The 21303-nt window shown below is 57.8% G+C and carries 17 protein-coding genes; 5 read left to right on the top strand and 12 right to left on the bottom strand.

What is annotated here, in order from left to right; genetic code table 11:
* Window positions 1–86: 86 nt before the first annotated feature.
* The gene (locus OHD58_RS29850; protein ID WP_263807218.1) at window positions 87–860 is read left to right on the top strand and encodes a class I SAM-dependent methyltransferase; all 774 of its coding nucleotides are present in this window, start codon (window positions 87–89) and stop codon (window positions 858–860) included.
* Window positions 860–988, top strand: coding sequence for a hypothetical protein (locus OHD58_RS29845; RefSeq protein ID WP_263807217.1), 129 nt, complete (start codon window positions 860–862; stop codon window positions 986–988). The genes OHD58_RS29850 and OHD58_RS29845 overlap by 1 nt, the downstream gene beginning before the upstream one ends.
* Before the next feature lie 428 nt (window positions 989–1416).
* Here OHD58_RS29845 and pcaF read toward each other — a convergent pair whose 3' ends face one another.
* From pcaF to OHD58_RS29805, 8 genes are all read right to left on the bottom strand, one after another.
* Window positions 1417–2622, bottom strand: a complete 1206-nt coding sequence (pcaF, locus tag OHD58_RS29840; protein WP_263807216.1) for a 3-oxoadipyl-CoA thiolase — start codon at window positions 2620–2622, stop codon at window positions 1417–1419.
* Window positions 2623–2702: 80 nt separating this feature from the next.
* A complete protein-coding gene (locus OHD58_RS29835) occupies window positions 2703–4784 on the bottom strand; it encodes a 3-hydroxyacyl-CoA dehydrogenase NAD-binding domain-containing protein (protein WP_263807215.1) in 2082 nt (693 codons plus the stop codon).
* Between the two features lie 104 nt (window positions 4785–4888).
* Complete coding sequence (locus OHD58_RS29830) at window positions 4889–5881, bottom strand: NAD(P)H-dependent flavin oxidoreductase (RefSeq protein ID WP_263807214.1); 993 nt, start codon at window positions 5879–5881, stop codon at window positions 4889–4891.
* Between the two features lie 61 nt (window positions 5882–5942).
* A complete protein-coding gene (locus OHD58_RS29825) occupies window positions 5943–7070 on the bottom strand; it encodes an acyl-CoA dehydrogenase family protein (RefSeq protein WP_263807213.1) in 1128 nt (375 codons plus the stop codon).
* On the bottom strand, window positions 7067–8311 hold the full coding sequence (locus OHD58_RS29820; RefSeq protein ID WP_263807212.1) for a CaiB/BaiF CoA transferase family protein: 1245 nt from the start codon (window positions 8309–8311) through the stop codon (window positions 7067–7069). The genes OHD58_RS29825 and OHD58_RS29820 overlap by 4 nt, the downstream gene beginning before the upstream one ends.
* Window positions 8308–9486: an acyl-CoA dehydrogenase family protein gene (locus OHD58_RS29815; protein WP_263807211.1), complete on the bottom strand. Its 1179-nt coding sequence runs from the start codon at window positions 9484–9486 to the stop codon at window positions 8308–8310. Before OHD58_RS29815 ends, OHD58_RS29820 begins: the two co-directional genes overlap by 4 nt.
* A 64-nt stretch (window positions 9487–9550) precedes the next feature.
* Window positions 9551–9727, bottom strand: a complete 177-nt coding sequence (locus tag OHD58_RS29810) for a hypothetical protein (protein ID WP_263807210.1) — start codon at window positions 9725–9727, stop codon at window positions 9551–9553.
* A gap of 194 nt (window positions 9728–9921) precedes the next feature.
* A complete protein-coding gene (locus OHD58_RS29805; protein WP_263807209.1) occupies window positions 9922–11361 on the bottom strand; it encodes an NAD-dependent succinate-semialdehyde dehydrogenase in 1440 nt (479 codons plus the stop codon).
* 454 nt (window positions 11362–11815) lie between these two features.
* On the opposite strand from OHD58_RS29805, the gene OHD58_RS29800 reads away from it, so the two are divergent.
* Window positions 11816–12736 carry a LysR substrate-binding domain-containing protein gene (locus tag OHD58_RS29800; RefSeq protein WP_263807208.1) on the top strand — a complete coding sequence of 307 codons (921 nt, stop codon included), beginning with the start codon at window positions 11816–11818 and terminating at the stop codon, window positions 12734–12736.
* Window positions 12737–13018: 282 nt separating this feature from the next.
* Here the strand turns inward: OHD58_RS29800 and OHD58_RS29795 are convergent, their stop codons facing one another.
* The 4 genes from OHD58_RS29795 to OHD58_RS29780 all read right to left on the bottom strand — a co-directional run bounded on the left by OHD58_RS29795 (window position 13019) and on the right by OHD58_RS29780 (window position 19218).
* Window positions 13019–14266 (bottom strand): pyridoxal phosphate-dependent aminotransferase, encoded by a 1248-nt coding sequence (locus OHD58_RS29795; protein ID WP_263807207.1) that lies wholly within the window; start codon window positions 14264–14266, stop codon window positions 13019–13021.
* Complete coding sequence (locus OHD58_RS29790; protein WP_263807206.1) at window positions 14266–15975, bottom strand: thiamine pyrophosphate-dependent enzyme; 1710 nt, start codon at window positions 15973–15975, stop codon at window positions 14266–14268. Before OHD58_RS29790 ends, OHD58_RS29795 begins: the two co-directional genes overlap by 1 nt.
* A gap of 287 nt (window positions 15976–16262) precedes the next feature.
* Window positions 16263–17954, bottom strand: a complete 1692-nt coding sequence (locus OHD58_RS29785; RefSeq protein ID WP_263807205.1) for an ABC transporter ATP-binding protein — start codon at window positions 17952–17954, stop codon at window positions 16263–16265.
* A 67-nt stretch (window positions 17955–18021) separates the two neighbouring features.
* On the bottom strand, window positions 18022–19218 hold the full coding sequence (locus OHD58_RS29780) for a M24 family metallopeptidase (RefSeq protein ID WP_263807204.1): 1197 nt from the start codon (window positions 19216–19218) through the stop codon (window positions 18022–18024).
* A 200-nt stretch (window positions 19219–19418) separates the two neighbouring features.
* On the opposite strand from OHD58_RS29780, the gene OHD58_RS29775 reads away from it, so the two are divergent.
* Both OHD58_RS29775 and OHD58_RS29770 read left to right on the top strand, forming a co-directional pair.
* Window positions 19419–20351 (top strand): GlxA family transcriptional regulator, encoded by a 933-nt coding sequence (locus tag OHD58_RS29775; protein WP_354494823.1) that lies wholly within the window; start codon window positions 19419–19421, stop codon window positions 20349–20351.
* A gap of 115 nt (window positions 20352–20466) precedes the next feature.
* A partial coding sequence (locus OHD58_RS29770; RefSeq protein WP_263807202.1) for an ABC transporter substrate-binding protein occupies window positions 20467–21303 on the top strand: 837 nt, incomplete at its 3' end.

Genomic DNA, 21303 nt, shown 5'->3' with positions numbered 1-21303 from the left:
CAAACCAGAAGTGCAACTCTAGCTGGCAAGCCCCGGAGCTACCCATTTCAACATATTTGGTTGGACAAGTAAGTGAGAAAAACGTCATGAAAGATCACATGCAAATAAAGGATGCTTATACCGCCCATGGCGAAATCTGGAGCGATATCTATGATGAATATACGGAAGCGCTCAATGTGTCCGTCGAGAATGCACGGGCAGTCAGTTTTCTCGCACCCTTCGCAAAGAACGGAACCGCACTCGAATTGGGCGTTGGAAACGGCCACATCGCCTTGCCCCTTTCTGAGACAGGAGCTTCCGTTCACGGTCTCGATAACTCGGAGAGGATGCTTGCCGCGCTTCGCGCAAAGAGCAGTGGCGATGCGGTCACGACACACCTTGGCGACATGGCAGAATTCGACCTAGGCACCCAATACGATCTCGTGTACTGCATTAGCAACACTTTCTCACTTTTGGCGACTGTCGAGCAACAACTTGGCTGCTTCGAGTCTGTCGTGAAGTCTCTAAAGCCGCGCGGGCGCTTTGTTGTTCATTTAAATTACCCTTACACTTCTAATATATCAGATGACGGCATCCGCACCGACCAAAGAACCACCGTTATGCATATAGACGAGCGAAGTGCGATAGTGCGTTTTACCAAACATGATCGGAACCAACAGCTTTTTATTTCTCAAGACCTTTGGATCACGCCGGCCGGAAGCCGGACGTTGCCGCTGAAGATCAGATATGTCTATCCGACCGAGCTCGACTTGCTCGCAAAGATCAGCGGACTTGAGCTTCTTGAGCGTTATGGAGACTGGCAGAGGCGCCCGTTTGACAATACGTCTTGGCGATACACGTCGGTGTTCCGGAAGACATGATGAGAATGCTTGTCGCGAACACCGAGGCCGTTCATCGAAACTTCGGCGCCTTTGCAGATTCGCAGTACAAGCTGACCGAAGGAGGCGTCACCTCACAGACGTTGCTGTTCGGGAGGGTTATAACCTGACGGGCAATACCGCAACGAATGTGCGAGCCTTCTGCCAGCGCCACCGCCATTACACATACCATCGAACAAGTCGCTTAGGATCGCGACCCTCAGCCTACCAGACGGCGTTCCTGCCGCCGGCTCGCCTCGTTGTAGACAATGGAGCCGTTGAATTTGTCGGCCGTTGGGAGAAGGGCGCTCTGGTAGCCAGTCGTGGTCAGCGCCACAATTGGACCACGTGATGCCAAATTGGGCGCTCACGGGCAGTTGCACCCGCACTACTGTCGCATTTCTCAACATGCTGGTCGTGGGTAGAATCTCTCCATCGCTTTAACACGACATGACAGGTTAGAGCATGCGCCGGAGAGTTGATGTGGCGCTTTTTACTTCCAATACGAAACGAATGAAGGCGTTGTCTCACTTTACCCGGACTGTGGCGGAAGCGACCGTCAGACCCGCTCGAGCGCGATCGCGACGCCCTGGCCGACGCCGGTGCACATCGTTGCCAAAGCATAACGGCCGCCGCATTCGCGTAACTCCAGCGCCGCCGTACCGGTGATGCGCGCGCCCGACATGCCGAGCGGATGGCCTAGTGCGATGGCGCCGCCATTCGGGTTGACGTGCTCCGCATCCTCGCCAATGGCAAGGGCGCGGAGCACGGCGATGCCTTGGGAGGCAAAGGCTTCGTTGAGCTCGATGACATCGAACTGTTTTGGCGTCAGGCCAAGCCGCGCGCACAGTTTTTGCGTCGCGGGCGCTGGGCCGATGCCCATGATGCGCGGCGCAACACCGGCGGCAGCACCGCCGAGGATGCGGGCGATCGGCGTTAGGCCGTATTTTTTCACCGCTGCTTCGGAAGCAACGATCAGCGCCGCCGCGCCGTCATTGACGCCGGAGGCATTGCCGGCGGTCACCGTGCCGCCCTGGCGGAACGGCGTCGGCAGTTTGGCCAGCGCCTCGACTGTGGTGCCGGCGCGGGGATGTTCATCTTTGCTGACAACAACCGCATCGCCCTTGCGCTGCGGGATCGTCACTGGGGTGATTTCCTTGGCCAATCGTCCATTGGCTTGTGCCGCGACCGCCTTGTCCTGGCTGCGCACGGCAAAGGCGTCCTGGTCCGCGCGCGACACGGAAAAGTCCTCGGCGACGTTCTCACCGGTCTCGGGCATCGAATCGACGCCATATTGCTTCTTCATCAGCGGGTTGACGAAGCGCCACCCGATGGTGGTGTCGTAAATCTCGGCATTGCGCGAAAACGCCGTGTCTGCCTTGGGCATGACAAAGGGAGCGCGGCTCATGGACTCGACGCCGCCGGCAATCATCAGTTCCGCCTCGCCGGCCTTGATGGCGCGCGCGGCGATGGTTAGCGCATCCATGCCCGAGCCGCACAGGCGATTGACGGTCGAGCCCGGGATTTCCTTGGGCAGGCCGGCCAGCAGCAGCGCCATGCGCACCACGTTGCGGTTGTCCTCGCCCGCCTGGTTGGCGCAACCAAAGACGACGTCGTCGACCGCCTGCCAGTCGATGCCGGGGTTGCGTTCGACCAGCGCCCTCAGGGGTATCGCGCCGAGATCGTCGGCGCGGACCGATGACAGGGAACCGCCGAAGCGGCCAATCGGCGTGCGGATGTAGTCGCAGATATAGGCCTCGGCCATGCTAGGCTGCTTTCTCTCTCTCCGTTGGGTCGAACGGCTGTCTTGGTGCGGGCAAGTTGCGTTACGTCACACCGACCGGCTCAATGAGATTTTCGATCGTCTTCGTGTGACAAGGCAGAAATCGGACCCACCTGATAATGGGGTCCCTGAGTTTCGATAAGGCGGCTGAAGGCAGCTTCTAACTCGGCTTTAGGTTGGTTTCTTGCCCAGAACACTATGCCACCCTCGTGCTTTGGGAAGCCGTAGCCGTTTGTCAGCACTAGGTCGACGTCTGAACGTGAATTTGTGACCCCCTCGGAAATTACCAACGCCGCCTCGCTCGCCATAGCTGCCAAGGCGCGCGCGACTATTTCTGACGGAGAGAACAGGCGTCGAACACGTCCTGCCTCGCTCGACGTCCTTGTGACAAGGTCGGTAATCGCCTGGTCGACCTGACCGGGCCCGGCCGCCTCGGTGTACCGATAGTATCCGGCGCCGGTCTTGCGACCAAACCGCCCCATTTCACATAGTAGGTCAGGTATCCTTGCATAACGTGCCATGGGATCCCGGCCGGCCGCAGTTGCCTGTCGCATCCGCCAGGCAATGTCCAAACCCGACATGTCGGCCACAGCAAACGGCCCCATTGCAAAGCCGAATTCCTCGAGCGCTTTGTCAACTTGCTGTGGGAGCGCCCCTTCTTCGAGCATGTATTCGCATTGACGTCGGTACGATGCGTAAATTCGGTTACCGATGAAGCCAAAAGAGTCATTCGAAAGAACAGGCAGTTTGCCGGCGGCTATTGCAAGGCTATAGGCAGAGGCAAGCACCTCTGGCGATGTCTCAGAATGTCTAACAATCTCGACCAATCGCATCTTCTCTGCCGGGCTGAAGAAATGCATTCCCGCGACGCTTTGAGGACGGCCGGAGGAGGCAGCAATTTCGGCGACTGAAAGATACGATGTATTGGTAAGAAGGATTGCATCAGGCCTTGCAACCTCCCCTAGGAGCGCGAAGATCTGGCGTTTGACCCTAACGTCTTCGAACACTGCTTCGATAACGGCATCCGCCTTGCCGATGGGGTCCTTGAGCGTTGTGACGTCCAACTGGCACATAAGGTGTTCAAGCTCCTCGGCCCTCAGGCGGCCTCGATCAAGTCGCCACTGAAAAATCTTGCGCACCCGATCTCTTGCTGCTTTCACAGCCTCAGCTGTATTCTCGAGGATCGATACGGACTTGCCGGAGCTGAGCATTGCCGCTGCAATCCCAGCACCCATGGTTCCGCCTCCGATTACAGCGACGACTCGGATCGGCCTCGCCATCGTAGCGGCCAGCTCCGGCACCCTTAGAGCCCTGCGCTCTGCGAAGAACAGATGGCGCAACGCGGCGGCCTCTCGGCCCATCCTAAGTTTCTGGAATTGCGCCCGCTCCGCGACTAGCCCTTCTGTCACAGAAAGCCGCCCGCAATGGTCGATTGCGGAGATGGCCGCATGGATATGCGGGCGATTGCGGCCCCCTTTTAGCGCCTCGGTCTTGGCATTCTGCAGTGCCACTGGATCGCTGTCCGGCACCTCGATGCTGGTCACCCGGCGCTTGTTGGACCCAAAGCGCGACAGGAGCTTTAGCGCTTCGGTAAGCAGATCACCTTGGGCGACTGCGTCGATCATGCCAAACTTGAGGGCCTGTTCAGCCCCTAAGCGACTGCCTGCGCAGATGAACTCGATGGCCTTTTCTCGCCCTACCAGACGGGGCAAACGTTGCGTACCGCCGGCTCCAGGTATGAGGCCAAGGGTGGTTTCGGGGAGACCAACGACGGCCTCGACACTTGCGATGCGGCCGTCACAGGCTAAGGCGAGTTCGTATCCGCCACCCAAGGCGGCTCCTGCAATGGCGGCGACAAATGGCTTCGCGCTCTTTTCGATCGCAGCAATTACTGAAGGGAGCTGAGGGTCTTCTAGTTGGGCGCCGAATTCCCGAATGTCGGAGCCAGCCATGAACATTTTGCTGGCACCTATCAGTATGCCGCCCGAAAGACTGGGATCGGAGTCGACTGCCTGAATGGCTTTCAGCAACCCAAGGCGTACTTGCAGGGACCCGGCATTGATTGGCGGATTGTCGATGACAATGATCCCAACCCCGTCTTGCTTCCCGAGTCTCACTACCTGAGGGGTTTTAGATTCCGTCATTCGTTCAACCTTGCGTAGGGCCTATTGAGAAGGCCTGGGCCGTCACGTCCACGACACGGTGCCTCCCCGCCGTGAGCTTCCAGGAACCGGTCGATCGTTAGCAATCATCCACAGCGGGAGCTTTCGGTCTGGATCGATTTCGCGTTGACTGAAGCCAGGGCGGCATGGGCCTCCGCGATGATCCGGTCGATCAATTCTCTGCAGCTGGGCACGTCACTTACAAGGCCGACCACCTGTCCGCAGGACCAGATCGCGTCGTCGAGCTTCCCTTCAAAGTAAACCGCGGGGTTTCTGCTCCCGGAGATAAGGGGGAGCAACTCATCCAAGCTTGCCCCTTCAGCTTCCATCTGCACAACCCGCTTGGCCAGCGCATTTTTGGCTACGCGCATTGGTGACCCAATCGACTTTTGTACGATTAGAGTGTCATCGGCCTTCGCGGCGACCATCCAGTCCTTGACCGCTTGATGAGCGCCGGCTTCGCGTGTGGCCAAGAAACGCGTGCCCATGAGGATGCCGTCGGCGCCGAGACTTAAGGCCGCCAGAAGACCTGCTCCGTCGCCAAATCCACCGCCGGCGATGACCGGAATATCCAACTGCGCAGCCGCTTGCCGCAGCATGACCAGTGTGCTCACATCTGTCATACCAGGGTGGCCGCCGGTTTCATTGCCCACTATCGAGACGGCATCGCAGCCAATGCTTTGCGCTTTCAATGCATATTGCGCGGCAGGAACCTTGTGAATGATCTTCAGGCCGGCCTTCTTGATTCTATCCAGGTAAGGTTCCGGATTTTGGCCGGATGTTTCCAACACTGGCACACCTTCGTTGATGCAAACCTCCAAAAAATCGGCAGGCGAGTACTGGCGCGCAGTGGGAAACAAGTTAATGTTGACCCCGAACGGCCTATCCGTCTGCTTGCGCAATATCCTCACTTCCGCCGAGAACGTTTCGATATCTGGAAACGTCGCGGAGGTTATAATCCCGAGTCCACCTGCATTCGAAACCGCTGCGGCCAAGGGGGCGCGTCCTATGCGAAACATCCCCCCGCATATGATCGGGTGCCGAATACCCAAGAGGTGGGTCAATTTTGTTTGGAACATGGTCGTGCCCCGATGCGCCCGAGTGATTCGCCGATCAGGCGCGTGAATTTGTCGAGCGATCTCAGATGGCCCATTTCTGTTGGGCCGCCCTGTCCCACACGGTCTCGCGCTGCTGCCAAGGTGATCCAAGCAGAAGCTGGCGAGCGCGGGCGCGGCGGAAGAACAGCTGAACATCCGTTTCCAGCGTGTAACCCATGCCAGCCCAAATCTGTTGCGCGGTGAAAGTGCATTTACGGCCGCTCTCGCAGGCCTGGATCGAAGCCATAGCCACTAAAGCCGAAGTAGGTGTTATTGCGGCACTGGTCACCAAGAGGCGCGCAGCAACGTTTTCCATATAGGCATCAGCAAGACGCTGCTGGACGGCCTGAAACGAGCCGATGGCCGCACCGAATGCCTCACGTTCCTTTGCATAGCTTACGGCCAGCTCTAACGCTGCGCGAGACAGCCCCACGACCTGAGCGGCAACCACCGTTCGTAGGACATCCAGGGCCGCGTCGATATCTGTCCACGAACAATTGCCCTGGCCTATTATGGTCGATTCGCCTTTGGCTAACGTGGCCCAGTCCAAGGTAACGTACGCATTGTTGGTGAGGTCTGGGTTGGCAGCACCGCCCCATCCGGAAGCGGGCCTCTCCACCAGCGCTATTGCAACCCCATCCTTCGCCTGGACGGGGATCAGAACAGCGTTGGCCCTGTCGAGATGCTCCGCGACCCAGGGACGGCCGTCACTATTGTCCTGGAGCGTTGGTAGAGCACAGTCTTCCGCGCTCCTCGGCAATCCACTGGCTGGCATCCCTACCGCAACAAGGTGCAGTCCCGAGACGATCGAATTTATCAAATTGTCGAGCGACCCGTGGTTAAACTTGGCCAACAAGGGCACTACAAAAGCTGCGGTTTCGGCGAAGGGCATGGGAAAGGCCGCTGTCGCAAGCTCCTCGGCGATCATTGCAACTACAGGCAGCCCGTCGTCACCAAAGGCTTCGGGAGCTATCAAGCCGACCCAACCCAACTCCGCCACGGCTTTCCAGACTTTATTCGCAGCCGTCCAGTCTCCAGCTTCCGCTTGTCGGACGATCTTTGTCGTCATCTCCTTTGCGACGAAGGCCTGTGCGACCTCGCGGATTAGCTCGAAATCAGATTCGCTGATAGCGGCATTGACCTGCTGTTCTGCGCCCACGTTTGTATTCATGTTCGTCGATCTCCGTCAGCCGATGTCGCCGCAGCTGGAAGTGCTGCTAGTTCATCCAAAATTTCTTGGGTATGCTGCCCTAACTCGGGGGGAGGACGGTGGCCTTCGGGCCGTCCATTGATGGACACGCCTGAGCCCATCGTTCGGACACGTCCGAACTCAGGCATAGTGAAGCCAACGAAGTAGCCTCCCGCCTCCACCTGCTCGTCAAACATCAGGTCGGCTGACATCTGGACGGGCGCGCATGGCACGCCGCAATCCTCAAAAGCTTTGACCCAATCGGTTGTGGATTTTTTGGTGAATTCGGACTCGGCGTATGACGTCAATGCCCGCCGACGCCTGTCCTCATCATCTGTTTGTGGCAGGGCGTCAGGGTTCTCGAACCAGGGATCATCCAAGCCTACGATGGACATGAAATGCTTCCTCTGGGGAACATTCAAGCAGCCGATGGTGACGTACCCGTCGCTTGTTTCATAAGTGCGGTAATAGAGTTCGCGCTCGACGAGATCGTTCGCGTGGCTAGCCGCGGTCCGCATGCGTTCTCTAACCGTTCCTTTCGCCGGTTGAGGGCATTGACCATCCAACGCTTCGACGGAAACCAGCTTCTGACGCTGGAGGCTGAGGGCTGCTTCGATGAGCGTGCTCTCGACTTTCTGCCCGATGCCGGTGCGGAGCCTTTGGATAAACGCGGAAAGCACGCCGAAGGCCAGCATTTGGCCGGCTGTGAAATCGATCAACGCAATGCCGGCGTATCGACGCGGCGCTCTGCCGTCTGGGGTCGGATTGGAAGCAATCAGCCCCGAAACCGCTTGGATCACCAAGTCATACCCGGCTTGATGCGCACGAGGCCCTTTCTGTCCGTAGGCGGAATTCGACGCATAGATCAACTTCGGATTGAGTTCGCGCATAGCGCTATAGTCGATCCCCAATCGTTCAGGCACACCAGGGCGATAGTTGTGTACCATTACATCGGCCGACGCGATCAGGGCCCTCGCTACGCCACGCCCGTTTTCGGACTTTAGATCTAGGACGATGGAGCGCTTGTTGCGGTTCAGCGCGACAAAACTCTTACTAAACCCGGGCGCGAATGGATCTTGTCCGCGCCATTGCTCTCCGGCCGGGGGCTCTACTTTGATGACGTCTGCCCCCATGTCGCCAAGCATCTGCGTGCAGAAAGGGCCGGCGATGTACCCCGAGAAATCGACAACGCGAATGCCGGCGAGCGGTCCGGAGCCGTTCATTTCGGCAGCCCCAAGCCGCGGGTCGCAATCACGCCGCGCTGGATTTCACTCGAGCCACCTGCCAGCGTAAGTGCTGGGGACGCGCGGAAAACCGCTGGAAACAAACCATCGAGAAGCGCGAGATCCGAGCCATGCTCGAACTGTGCCAAAGTGCCAACGATGTCGACGGTCGCATCGGCAAGGGCTTGAGTAAGCAAGCCGACATAGAGCTTTCCAAAGGAGAACTCCGCGCTGACGCCTTTGCCGGCATCGACGTTGCGCGCGATCATGTAGCCGAAACTGCGTGCGACCTGCAGCTTCGTGCGGAGTTCACCTATTTTTTCCTGAACCATCTTCACATCGCAAAGACGTCCGTTCGCTCCGTCGCTTCGATCTTGAGTGACATATTCAACCAGTCGATCGAGAGACAGTCGCGCCGCCCCGACCCTATCCATGCAGGAACGCTCCAGGTCCAAGCTGCGCATCGCCTGATGGAAGCCGCGGTTCTCTTCGCCCAGCAAATTTTCCGCAGGCATCCTCACGTTGCTGAGGAAAACCTCGTTCAACACACCGCCTCCCAGCGTCGGGAAGCTGTTGACGGTGACCCCTGGCGTCTTCATGTCGAGCACGAAGAGGCTGATACCGCGGTGCTTCACGGCCTTTGGATCGGTCCTCGCGGCCAAGTACATGTGAGTTGCGACTTCGGCCGAGGAAGTCCAAATTTTGTGGCCATTGACGATGTATTCATCGCCCATTCGCACAGCAGTTGTCCGCAAGGATCCAAAATCAGAACCGGCCATCGGTTCCGAAAACCCTTGGCAGAACATTGCGTCGCCAGCGGTGATCAAAGGGAGGTATTTGCTTTTTTGCTCGTCAGTGCCGAACAGCAGCAACGAGTTACCGAAGACCTTTACGGAGAGGAGGTAGGCCGAAAGCGGCGCCCGCGCGTAACCAAGCGCCTCGTCTATGATGGCGGTCTCGAGGTGCGTCGCATCGCGCCCACCGTATTCTCGGGGCCAATGACGGCCAATCCAGCCAGCAGCGCCCAGAGCCTTGAAAAAGGCACTCGAGTCGCCGTCGCTCATCGTTCCCTGGCGCTCCAGTCCCCGGACCGTCCTAGGGATCGCTTCGTAACAAAAGTCGAGAACCCGTCCACGCAGGTCAGCGGCTTCATCTTCCGTAGGAATGATACGCATTGGCCGCTCAAGCTCCTGTCTACGCGTCATCGTCTGGCGGGCAATCTAGCCCTTCAGCTATCCCTTACGCGTCGCGCCCGGCTGCCGAAATTGAAAAAAAAACAATAGGTTTGAATGTATCTGAAATGGCGTCGGTGATGTTCTGAAGAGCCTTCGCCTTCCGGTGGCCGAGCGGTAGCTGGAGCAAAAAGAAAATTAGCTGGTGCGGTGCCCTTTTTTGGCGCGAGCGCAGCCAGGTCATCGGCGTCTTTCGGCGACCTAATTCTCCCACTTGGCTGTATCCTTATCACAATCCCTCTGCGCTAAGGCCAAAGCTGGTGCGATTGAATGCTTGGAAGGCTATCCGAGGAGACAGTTGCCACGAGCTGGTAGACGGCCGGCGACTAGTCGCCGACACCTCTGACAGCGACCGCCGGGTGGGTTCTTCTGTCGCGACTATAGGCTTGTTGCGAGAGAGGCGCGCGTTAGCGCTGCATATTTCGGCCGGAGATAGCCTTCTACTCCCTCGATGCCATTCTCGCTTCCAAAGCCGCTATCCTTGACACCACCAAAAGGCGTCTCGGGATAAACGGCTCCAAAGGTGTTGATTAGAACAATGCCGGCTTCCAAGCCGTTTATCAGTCGCTCTGCCGTGTCGCTTGAATCGGTAAACGCGTAGGCTGCAAGCCCAAAAGGCAAGCTATTGGCGATTTCGAGCGCCTGGTCGAGATCGCCATAGGCGCAGATTGCCGCTACCGGGCCGAAGGGCTCTTCCTGCATAATGCGAGCTCCGGGAGGAACGTTGGACAGAACCGCTGGCGGAAAATAATATCCAGGTGTCGTTCCCTTCTCCGCGCCGGCAACCAAGTTGGCGCCAGATCTCACAGCGTCGCGGACAAGCTCTTCAACCGCCACCACCCTTCTCGCATTTATCAGCGGTCCGATCGTCCGCGCCTTGGTGGCTTCCACAAAAGCCTGCGTGAATCGAGCGAGGATAGACCGATGCACGATGAAGCGACTAGCCGATACGCAAACCTGTCCTGCATTGCGAAACTTCTGTTCAGCGGAAAGTCGGGCCGTCTGTTCCGGGTCAGCATCTGGGCAAACGATGACCGGCGCATGCCCTCCAAGCTCCAGAGTCGCCTTTTTCAATGCCTGTCCAGCCTTAGTGGCGATTAGACGCCCGACTGCAACGGAACCGGTGAAAGAAACTTTGCGGATGATTGGCGAGGAAATCAGGTAACTCGAGATCTCCTCGGGATTACCAAACACCATGTTTAGCGCGCCAGGGGGCAATCCGGCGTCATGTAACGCCCTGGTTAACGCTGCAGCGCCTGCCGGTGTTTCTTCCGAGGGCTTCACCACGACCGAACAGCCGGCGGCAAGGGCTGGGGCAATTTTTGCAACAGGTTGATAAATTGGGAAATTCCATGGTGTCAAAGCGAGAACCGGACCGATTGGCTCCGGGAGGACCATAAGGCGCTCCCCAGGCTGGCGCGAGGGGATCACCCGACCATATATGCGCTCCGCTTCGCCGGCATTCCAACGAAGCACCTCTGCCGAAAAGCGGACCTCGGCCTCGGCTTCCTCAAGCGGTTTGCCCTGTTCGATGGAGATGTGCCCACCAACAGAGCGAGCACGGGCATCTAGAACGTCGGCCGCGCGCCGTAATACCACAGCCCGGTCATGCCCAGGCGTCGCGGACCAGATACGAAAACCCCTCAAAGCCGCAGCAACTGCGTTGTCGAGATCACGTGTAGCCGCAACAGCACAATGTCCGATCACTTCGCCGGTCGCCGGGGCAACAACCTCCATCTGGCCTGCGCCAGATTGCCAAGCGCCCCCAATGTAAAGCTCGGTATCAGGATATTCGGCTGCAATTTTCTCAATTGTCATGATCTGCGTCCTTCTGTCAGTGTCTCTGGTCAACAGGGTTGATCGACCTCCGCATGCAAAGGTTCAATTGAATAGAATTTTGGTGCTGTTTATATTTCTGCGATGGGCCTTCGATCGGCGGGTGAGACCAATCCCTGCGAAACAGCGCGTATCCACGAGCGGCCACATTGCGCGTAACGGTGAGGCCTTGTCGACTAGCGGGCCGTACGCGCAAGTGCTAGGGTTAATCGGCTGACTTCTCCCGAAGCATTGCAACAACGCACCAGGCGTGCCTCGTTTTGGGCGCGATCGTTTGCATTACGCTGGGTTCAACAAGGACAAGCGCCTCGCCGTCGCAATTTGTCGCTTTGCGCCAACCACCAAATCTGCCACGAATCTTCCAGACGAAACGGGCCGCTGATATGATGAAACCGTCGATGCCCCGAGGACATGCGCAGGGAATACAGACAAGCTGATGGGACGCAAGATTCCGCCCTTTGCCGCGATCCGCGCGTTCGAGGCTCTAGCTCGTCACGGCAACCTGCAGGCGGCGGGCGACGAGCTCGGGATATCTGCCAGCGCGATCAGCCATCAGGTCAAGTCATTGGAGAGCCACGTCGGAACCAAGCTACTGATTAAGTCGGACAATCGGCTCAGAGTTACGAAGGCTGGATCAAATTTGGCGGCCGAGCTGCGAGACATCCTTGACCGGCTGGAAGCAGCGTTGCTCGAGGTTTCGGTAGCGCGCAAGACAGGCCGAATTTCAATAAATCTGTTTCCGTCTCTGGCGGATCTTTGGATGGTACCTCTGCTGGCGCGATTTGCTGAGCAGCACCCTGAGATTTCTGTGACGCTGGTGACAAGCCCAGAGAAGGTGGACCTGTCCGGCAGCGACATCGATCTTGCCATTCAGTATGGGGTTGAACCCTTCAGTGCCGAGAAGTCTTTCCCCCTTATTCAGGAAACGATAAGCCCTGTTTGTTCGAGCGCGTTCCTGACTCGGCGGGGGCCGATTACACAGGCGTCCGATTTGCTATCCCGACCTCTTATTTATTGCGCTTCCGCGCCGGATGAGTGGCGGATATGGATGGAGAAGAACGATGTTCCACTCGGCGACGTGCGGCACTGGCTCGAGGTTGACACGCGGTCCGCGGCGCTGCGGGCCGCCGAGCAGCACATGGGGATTGCCATCGGGCGACGTCCTTTCGTGGATCTCGCGTTGGCGCGAGGTGCTCTGGTGCAAATTTTTCAGCAACCTATGCCAACGGGAATGACATACTTCCTAGTGACGCCCACCCGCTCTTGGAGCGTGCGCAATGTGCGCACATTCAGTACCTGGTTGGTCGCAGCTTCCAAAGCAGAAAACCCTTTCCTGTCAATAGAACCCGTGGACTAGGCCTCGAATTGGCATATTGGAGCACACCGGACCGGCGATAGGTGGGAGTGTGTTCTTCCAAGAAGTACGGCTTTGAGACTGACGAGTAGAAGCCAGGAAACGGAACAGCTAAGAAGCTTCTTCAGGCGGCGTGCTGAGTTCGCAAGGCGGTTCGGCCCAAAGGTGACCCGATCGAAGTTACCTATTTTCTCAACAGGTCTGGGAACCCACGCGAAGCGGGTTGCAGGAGCCGGAAGTGAGAATGCAAGTTGCTCCTAGCCGTCTTGGATCTGAGGTTGGATTTCAAAGCGCGGTCTCGCGACGCAGTCCGACAGATTTTGTGTCATGCCGCCCATCCCACCCCAGTTGTCGGCAACCTACCCCGATGCGGCGAATGCCTTCAACGATATTCTCGTCAGAGGTTGCCACTGACAGCCGTAGAAAAGGATCCGCGTAAAAAGCGGCGCCAGGCACCGTGACCACCCCTGCAACTAAGAGGTGGTCTGCGAGGTCACTAGACGACGCTATAACGCCTCCATTTGGTGCTCTTTTACCGATAAAAGCCCCGCAATCGACATAGAGAAAGAATGCACCTTGCGGCGCCGGTGCCTTAAGTCCCGGCACCTTCGACAACTCCGACAGGGCGAGATCGCGGCGCCGGCGATATACCTCGCAACGTTCACCCAAAAATTCCTGTGGCCCGTCGAGTGCGGCCACGGCGGCGGCTTGGCTGATCGAACAGGGTCCACCACTTGTCTGTGAAAACAACGCACGCAATCCGGAAGTCCACCAGTCCGGTCCGCCGGCATAACCGATACGCCAACCGGTCATGGCATAGGCCTTGGACAGTCCGTTGACGGTCAGTACTCTGTCCCCCAGATCCGGAGCTACCTGTGCTAGAGTTGCGAAGGTCGCCGGTGAGAAAACTATGTGTTCGTAAAGATCGTCGGAGATCACGTTGACATGCGGATGACGGCGCAGCACCTCGGCGATCGCGCCCAGCTCCTCGGGTGAAGCCACGGCGCCAGTCGGATTACCGGGCGAGCACAACAACAGCAACTTGGTTTCTGAAGTGATTGCAGCTTCAAGCCGAGCCGCATCGACGCGATAGGCTTCGTATTCGCTCGTTTCCAAGAACACCGGCGTTGCTGCACACACCTGGGCCATGCCCACGTGCGACGTCCATGCTGGCGTCGAAAGGATAACCTTGTCACCGGGATTCAGGATAACCTGCATGGCGCTGGCGATCAACGGTTTCGCACCAGCGGCAATCACTACCTCTGACCGCTCAAAGGTCAGTTGATTGTCGCGAGCGAATTTGCGCCGCACCGCGTCCTTCAAGGCAGCCGTACCGTCTGCGGCAGTGTACCGGGTCACTCCGGCTTTGATAGCTTCTATCCCGGCCGCTCGGATATGGTCTGGCGTATCAAAATCGGGCTCCCCTAATGACAGGTCGATTAAATTGTTGCCACGGGAACGCAGTTCGGTCGCGCGCTCGAACATCGCGCCGATGGGTGATGCCGGGACCCGACGCATAGTTTCTGACAGCATTACTCGCAATCCTCTGAAAGAGTGTGGTTGGGGCCGAGGCTGTTGGGCCCCACCAAGACATGGATTACAGCCGCACGGCCTGCAGAAAGTGCACGGTCCAGTGCTGGCTCGAACTCAGCCGTATCATCCACCCGCTCGCCATGCGCGCCATACCCCTCAGCAACCTTGGCAAAATCGGGATTGCGCAGAGTTGTTCCTGAAACGCGTCCCGGGTAGCGCACTTCCTGATTTCCGCGAATTGTGCCGTATTTGCCGTTGTCGATTATTATGAACAGCGGATCCACCTGGTATTGGATCGCCGTGGCCAACTCCTGCCCGTTCATCAGAAAGTCTCCGTCGCCGCCGATGTAGACCGAACGGGAGTGTGGACGCACGAACTTAGCGGCAATCGCTGCAGGGACACCCATGCCCATAGCCCCGCTAATAGGTGCAGCGGCTCCTAGAAACTGTCGGTAGCAATAGTGAATGTTGGGCCAATCCGAGGCATTGCCCGCACCCGTGGTCATTGTGGTGTCGCGTGGCAGACGCTCATTTAGCACTCGCATCACCTCGGCCATGTCAACCGGGCCAGGCTGTGTCGGCAAAGCCAGCCCCCTGGCATAGCCGGCTTTCGCCTGGGCGGTCGCCGTTGTGTGGCGGCGGTCGGCGCTCGATCCGGAAAGTGCCATCGCGGCGAGATTTGGATCGGCCAGGATTGGCAGATCAGCTTGATAGAGCCGGCCCAGCTCTTCCGTCCCCGGATGAATGTGAACAAGTCGGCAAGCAGGCTTGGGAGCCGCAATAACCGTATGTTTCATTGTGGTCGGATCGTTCAGGCGAGAGCCTAGCGCGATGATCAAATCGGCATCACGAGCATATTGGTTTGGCTCCGGTATGCCTCCGAAGCCGACACTCCCTACGAAATTCGGATGATCGTGCGGAAACAAGCCTTGGCGACGGAACCCGACAGCGACTGGTAGGTCGTGCGTCTCGACAAAGCGAATGACGGCTGCATGCCCCTCGGGCGTCCACATAGCGCCGCCCAAGAGCAAAAGCGGACGTTTTGCCTGCTGTAGCATCTGGGCCACTCCGGCGATATCCGCGGATGAAGGGACCGCTGGCGTTGCACGAACTGCGGCCAGGTCGGGCGTGTCAGTCAGCGAAAACAGCATGTCTTCGGGTAGGGCGAGAGCAACAGGACCGGGTCGGCCCGAGACTGCTACCTTGAAAGCCCGGTTGACATATTCGGGCAAACGCGAAGCGTCGTCGACTTCTGCGACCCATTTAACAGTCTGGCTCAGAAAGCGGCGATAGTCGATCTCCTGAAAGACTTCACGGTCGCGGTAAGGGCGACTGATCTGGCCAATCAGAAGAATCATCGGTGTCGATCCCTGCATGGCCGTATGCAATCCGATGGTGGCCGAAGTCACGCCGGGTCCACGCGTCACGAAACAGATTCCTGGTCGCCCGGTCAGATCGCCATATGCGGCGGCCGCGAAACTCGCGCCGCCTTCCTGCCTCATCGTGATATAACGCAGAGCGTTACCACAATCTCGAATGGCATCGAGTGCTGCAAGATAGCTCTCTCCCGGTACGCCGAAGATCACTTCGGCGCCATTAATCTTCAAGGCTTCGACAAGTACTTGCCCACCGGTGCGCATAACCACCCCATGTTCCACAAAAACCAACTCCAGCGGATCATCAACCAGAGTGCTTGTGACAGTTGCCATTGATTCCGATGCTGGAAAGAAAACCAGAAATGAGGGGTCACACCCAGCGAAAACGATTCATGGGCCGTCAAAATCACTCAACGGCAAGGTGGAGCGGCGCTTTCCCGTGAACGGCCGTTTCGCCGCTCACGACCTTGACCTGCCCGAACGGTTCAACTCTTCAGATTGAGGCAACTTCCGCAGGGTCCAGTTGCTCCCTTGGCGGGCCAACGTACTGGACGACGAAAGCTCGAACTAGGTATAAGGCCATCTGACGCGCTCGAATTTTCGGAACGGAGCACTTAACGCTAAGCCGTGCGGAAGGCTTCCATCGCGTCTGACAACGCGCTCTGGTCAAGCTGCACCTTCGCGTATGCTCTCTCCAGCCAGCCCATTTCCACTCGCGGCACCGAGTTCAGCAAGAGTCGCGTATAGGGATGCTCGGGGTTCACAAGCAACCGGCCAGCCGGGCCGGCTTCTACGATCAAACCGCGATGCATGACAGCGACAGTATCCGCGATCCGTGACACGGTCGAGACATCATGCGAGATGAAGAGCATGGCCACACCTAGCTTTTCGCGAAGCTGGGAAATCAATTCGACGATGGAGTTACGCACAATCGAATCCAGAGCCGAGGTGACCTCGTCGCATAGGATCAACTCCGGTTCCGCCGCCAGCGCCCGCGCTAGGTTGATCCGCTGTTTCTGGCCTCCTGACAACTCGGAAGGGCGTCGATCCATCAAATCGTCCCGCAGCGAAACGAGGTCCAGCAATTCGCGTACCCGATCACGCCGACCGCGGCCCCTTAACCCCGTGAAATACTCTACAGGCCGTCCTAGAATCTTTTCGATGCTATGGCTCGGGTTCAAGGCCGTATCCGCACTTTGCGAGACGAGTTGGATGCGGCGGACCATCTCCTTGTTACGATCTTCCACCCGAGGCGTGAGTGGTTTGCCATCTATCAGCATTGCGCCTCGCGCCGCAGGCAGCAGTCCCGAAATCACCTTTGCCAGTGTGCTTTTGCCCGAGCCAGATTCTCCAATTATGCCGACGACGGCTCCTTTCTCTATAGACAAATTGACATCGCGGATCACGGGATATGCAGGCTGACCGCTCGGGCCGATCGGCCCATACCCGGCGCATATACCTTGCAGCTTGAGGAGAGGCACCTCAGCGAAGTCCGCGGTTGGCCCCGGATGGGCACAATCCAAAGACGGCGTTCCTGCTGCCATGAGGATACGCGAATATTCGTGCTTCGGCGCGGCGATCAGGGCCGACATGCCGGCTTCTTCCTTGATTTCGCCGTTAAGCAGCACCGTCACTCGATCTGCAATCTGGGCCACGAGGGCCAGATCATGGCTGACATAGATTGCAGCCGTGTTGTGCTTCTTGATCAGATCCCGGAATGCCATCAGAACTGATAACTGCGTTGTGACGTCGAGCGCGGTCGTAGGTTCGTCGAAAATGATGAGGTCGGGATGCGAAATCATCGCCATGGCAGCCATCAGTCGCTGGAGCTGCCCTCCAGAAACTTCGTGGGGAAATCGCCGCGCGATCTTGTCGGGTGTGGGGATGCGTAATTCTTGGTACAGGACACTCGCTTGCGCCATGGCTTCCGCGGCCGACATCAGTGCGTGTTCGCGCGGGGTCTCCGTCACCTGCTGGCCGATCCTGAGGCTCGGGTTGAATGACGCAGCAGCGCTCTGTGCCACGTATGAAACGCGATTGCCTCGGATATCGCGCAAGGCATGAGCGGGCAATGTGAACAGATCCGTTCCATTTAGAAAGACTTGACCAGAGGCCCGGCGCAGGCCCGGCCTGACATAGCCCATGGCGGAAAGCGCAATAGTTGTCTTGCCACTGCCGGATTCGCCAATAAGGGCATGCACCTCACCGGGGTGCACCTTGATGTTGATGTCACTTACGATGGGCCTGCTACCCTCAAAAGGTTCTTCCAATTCAAGCCGGAGATTGCGGATTTCAAGGACTGGTTTCGTCATACTCTTTTTCCTGCAATTCTTCGACCAAAGCTGGACGACACACCCACAAGTTCGCGCACAAGCCTGCTCAGTGAAGTTCGCGAAATCCATGGTCCAGCAGCGTCAGGGTCTCAGGGCCATTCGCACCTATCAGGAACATATCCTCAACGTTGAACCCTCCTTGGTCGATCGGATAGAAGGGCAATTCAAGGCACATTACCATGCCTTCCTGCAGAACCTGGTCGGTGGGCCCTAGAAATGGCGGCTCCTCGGTCTGATCGTCCAATCCAATGGAATGGCCAATATGCCCGCGAGAGTAGTTGCGGAGGCCATGGTCCCTGACCGTTTCGATAGCCGCCTCAAAGATGTCGCCGATCCGAACGCCGGGGCGCAGCATCTCGCGCGCCATCTCAAAACCGGCCGTCAAGGCGTGATGGATTTGGCGCTGTTCAACGGTGCCCTTTCCCATGCAAACATGTCTACAACCATCGCTCCAATAGCCGTTCACCCGCGCGCCGCAATCTAGCTTTATCACGTCACCGGTTTGCACGACCTGTCCGTCGCCGGTTCCGACATGGGGGAAGAAAAAGCTCCGCTCAAATCCGTTCAGGGACGGATCGCGGCGGACGGCGTCTCGCAGAGACGCCTCGAATGTGCGTTGAATGTCTGCCAGCCGCTGTCCTTCGTGGAGCGCATCAAATGCCGCGCCGGTGCCGATGTCAAAAAGGCGCGCTGCCTTGCGCAGTTCTAGTATTTCGGCCGGATGCTTAATCTGGCGGGTCCGGTACGCGACATCGCGACAATCTACCAAACGGTTTCCAGGAAAACAGGTCCGGAGCGCCTCGTAGGTCTCGTGCTTCATAAGTGAAAGATCCGAGCCGATGACAGCACCCGACAGCCCGCGCGACCGCACGACGTCCCGGACCAAACCAAAGATTTCCGCATAGTCGTACTGCATGGGGCGAGATAAAATGGCGCCCGATTGCGCGCGGATCTCCTCAAAGGTTCTGTTTTCAGTCCAAAGGGAATACGTCCGGATATCCGCGATATCGCTGTGCCTCCGGGCGTCCGGTGCACAGTATTCGCTGACGATCACCGCAGGTTCCAGGTCGCTATCCGCCGGCAAGACGACCATGTCCGTTCCGGTCATCTGCCAAGAAAGGTCGATAAAAGCACTATTGTAGCCCGAGAGATAACGGAAGTTGGCAGGCGTGACGGCTATATAAACATCGATACCCGCGTCGCGGAGATTTCGGCAGAATCGCTGTCGGAGATCGTTGTGCATGATGTATTCCTTAGTGTCTTCCATTGAATACCTTGCACGTCCGCCCCGATCGGAGTGATAATCATTCGTCAAAAACCGGCCTTCGTTGGCCAATTCGGGAAACTGCCGTGGGATCACAGGTCACTTTTCGGAACCGGCCAGAGAAGCGGGTCTATGGTTTTCTGCTCCTAGATCAGTATCCTTTGCTCCCCGTGGCGGGAATGATCGACATTCTCCGTGACGCAGACTACGTCACGGATCGGGTCAATCATCAGTGGTTCACGATCTCTGTAGACTCACGCGAAGTCGTCGCAATGAACGGTTTGCGGTCGATATGCGATTACACCGTCGAAACCGCTCCTCAGTGCGACGTGGTTGTGGTTTGCGCCGCTCTAGGGGGGCATCTCTTCGAAGATGATCGGTTGTTTCGCTGGCTGCGATCACGATACGCCCAACACACCACGGTTGGCGCCATTGCGACTGGAACCTGGGTGCTAGCGAAAGCCGGGTTGCTGTCCAATCATCGCTGCACGCTGCACTGGGAAGACATTCCAGCTTTCGAAGAGCAATACCCACGTCTGACGGTGGAACGATCCCTGTTTGTTCGCGACCGGCAGATTTTTACATGTTCCGGCGGTACAGCAGCAATTGACCTGTTCCTGCAACTCGTAAGCGAAACCCTTGGCCCCGAAGTCTCGTCCGATGTAGCGCGACAGATTTTGTATCAGACAATTCGGCAGGGATCCGAGGTGGTCCCTATCAAGGAAAGCCCGTTTCGCCGAATCGGAAATCAAGCCTTGCGCAAAGCCGCTCAGCTTATGCATGACAACGTGGATTTCCCCTTGTCGATCGAGACCATCGCGGCGCGTAGCGGCACTTCTCAGAAACAACTGGAGCGTTTGTTCGATCAGCATTTTCGAACAACACCTCAGTTGCACTATCGAGCAGTACGTCTCGACCAGGCGCGCGCATTGGTGCGACTGACGGAGTTTGCAATATGGGAAATTGCAATCGCCACCGGTTTTTCCACTCCGCAATACCTTTCAAAGTGCTATCGCGCGCGATTTGGCATATCGCCATCTCAAGAACGGCGCAACCTTGCCCGTTATCAGGACCCCCTTCCTTCAGTTGTCCTACACGATGGTACATCGTGAAAATTAGTGTGTCCAAAGAGGACCAAAAAATGTCGCATGAGTATCCGTAGGGGGCGCGGATCGGTGTACCGTTTATTGATCTGCCAGAGCGCCCTCTAATTTAGGAAAAACTGATATGGAGTCGCATTCACCGTTTAGGCCTGCAGGACCAAATCGCCGTGATGTGCTTGCCGGCGCTGCCGCAACGGCTGCCGGGCTCTTTTTGCCCGCCAGATTGGCGCGGGCACAAGAGCCAAAACCCGGTGGGCGACTTCGTCTGGCCGTTTCGGGTGGATCCTCGACTGATTCCCTGGATCCCACTGCGATCACGGGTGCGATGGTTGGCGCACTGATCGGTCAGGCTCGCAACGGATTGCTGGAAATCGATGGGTCGGGACAGCTTCAGCCGGAACTGGCCGAGTCTTGGGAGGCGGTGCGGCCTGCTGCTGATCGGTGGCGCCTCAAACTGCGCAAAGGAGTCGAGTTTCACAGCGGCAAGACACTGGACGCCGACGATATTATCTACTCGTTCGGCTTGCACCTACGCAAAGGCTCGCCGTCTGCGCTCAATTCTGTGCTAAGTGGCATTTCGGAGATCGCGAAAGACGGCCAGGACGCCGTCATCATCACTCTTTCTTCGGGCAACGCCGATTTCCCCGTCCTGCTGTCCGATCCCCGCCTGCAGATAGTCCAGAATGGCGATACCGACTTCGACAAGGGTAACGGAACGGGCGGCTACATCCTGCAGGAGTGGCGGCATGGCGTCCGGTCGATTGCGAAGCGCAATCCCAATTATTGGAAAGCAGGCCACGGCAATTTTGACGAGGTCGAAACCCTGGTGATTGAGGACATTAATGCCCGCACCTCGGCCCTTCGGACCGGGGACATTGACGTAATGAACGCGGTCGACCGTTCCACGGCCGGATTGCTGGCCGCAGTTGGTGGCATCGAACTGGTGGTCCAGAATGGCTAC

This window comes from Mesorhizobium sp. ZC-5 (genome assembly GCF_025753855.1).
Classification (GTDB): domain Bacteria; phylum Pseudomonadota; class Alphaproteobacteria; order Rhizobiales; family Rhizobiaceae; genus Neomesorhizobium.
Note: the sequence above shows the minus strand (reverse complement) of the source record. Positions and strands in the feature narration are given on the sequence as shown.

What these genes read in the sequence shown, in the direction of transcription:
- OHD58_RS29850 (WP_263807218.1), top strand. Translation starts at nt 87, where the DNA reads ATGAAAGATCACATGCAAATAAAGGATGCTTATACCGCCCATGGCGAA.
- OHD58_RS29845 (WP_263807217.1), top strand. Translation starts at nt 860, where the DNA reads ATGAGAATGCTTGTCGCGAACACCGAGGCCGTTCATCGAAACTTCGGC.
- pcaF (WP_263807216.1), bottom strand. Translation starts at nt 2,622, where the DNA reads ATGGCCGAGGCCTATATCTGCGACTACATCCGCACGCCGATTGGCCGC.
- OHD58_RS29835 (WP_263807215.1), bottom strand. Translation starts at nt 4,784, where the DNA reads ATGACGGAATCTAAAACCCCTCAGGTAGTGAGACTCGGGAAGCAAGAC.
- OHD58_RS29830 (WP_263807214.1), bottom strand. Translation starts at nt 5,881, where the DNA reads ATGTTCCAAACAAAATTGACCCACCTCTTGGGTATTCGGCACCCGATC.
- OHD58_RS29825 (WP_263807213.1), bottom strand. Translation starts at nt 7,070, where the DNA reads ATGAATACAAACGTGGGCGCAGAACAGCAGGTCAATGCCGCTATCAGC.
- OHD58_RS29820 (WP_263807212.1), bottom strand. Translation starts at nt 8,311, where the DNA reads ATGAACGGCTCCGGACCGCTCGCCGGCATTCGCGTTGTCGATTTCTCG.
- OHD58_RS29815 (WP_263807211.1), bottom strand. Translation starts at nt 9,486, where the DNA reads ATGCGTATCATTCCTACGGAAGATGAAGCCGCTGACCTGCGTGGACGG.
- OHD58_RS29810 (WP_263807210.1), bottom strand. Translation starts at nt 9,727, where the DNA reads ATGACCTGGCTGCGCTCGCGCCAAAAAAGGGCACCGCACCAGCTAATT.
- OHD58_RS29805 (WP_263807209.1), bottom strand. Translation starts at nt 11,361, where the DNA reads ATGACAATTGAGAAAATTGCAGCCGAATATCCTGATACCGAGCTTTAC.
- OHD58_RS29800 (WP_263807208.1), top strand. Translation starts at nt 11,816, where the DNA reads ATGGGACGCAAGATTCCGCCCTTTGCCGCGATCCGCGCGTTCGAGGCT.
- OHD58_RS29795 (WP_263807207.1), bottom strand. Translation starts at nt 14,266, where the DNA reads ATGCTGTCAGAAACTATGCGTCGGGTCCCGGCATCACCCATCGGCGCG.
- OHD58_RS29790 (WP_263807206.1), bottom strand. Translation starts at nt 15,975, where the DNA reads ATGGCAACTGTCACAAGCACTCTGGTTGATGATCCGCTGGAGTTGGTT.
- OHD58_RS29785 (WP_263807205.1), bottom strand. Translation starts at nt 17,954, where the DNA reads ATGACGAAACCAGTCCTTGAAATCCGCAATCTCCGGCTTGAATTGGAA.
- OHD58_RS29780 (WP_263807204.1), bottom strand. Translation starts at nt 19,218, where the DNA reads ATGCACAACGATCTCCGACAGCGATTCTGCCGAAATCTCCGCGACGCG.
- OHD58_RS29775 (WP_354494823.1), top strand. Translation starts at nt 19,419, where the DNA reads ATGATCGACATTCTCCGTGACGCAGACTACGTCACGGATCGGGTCAAT.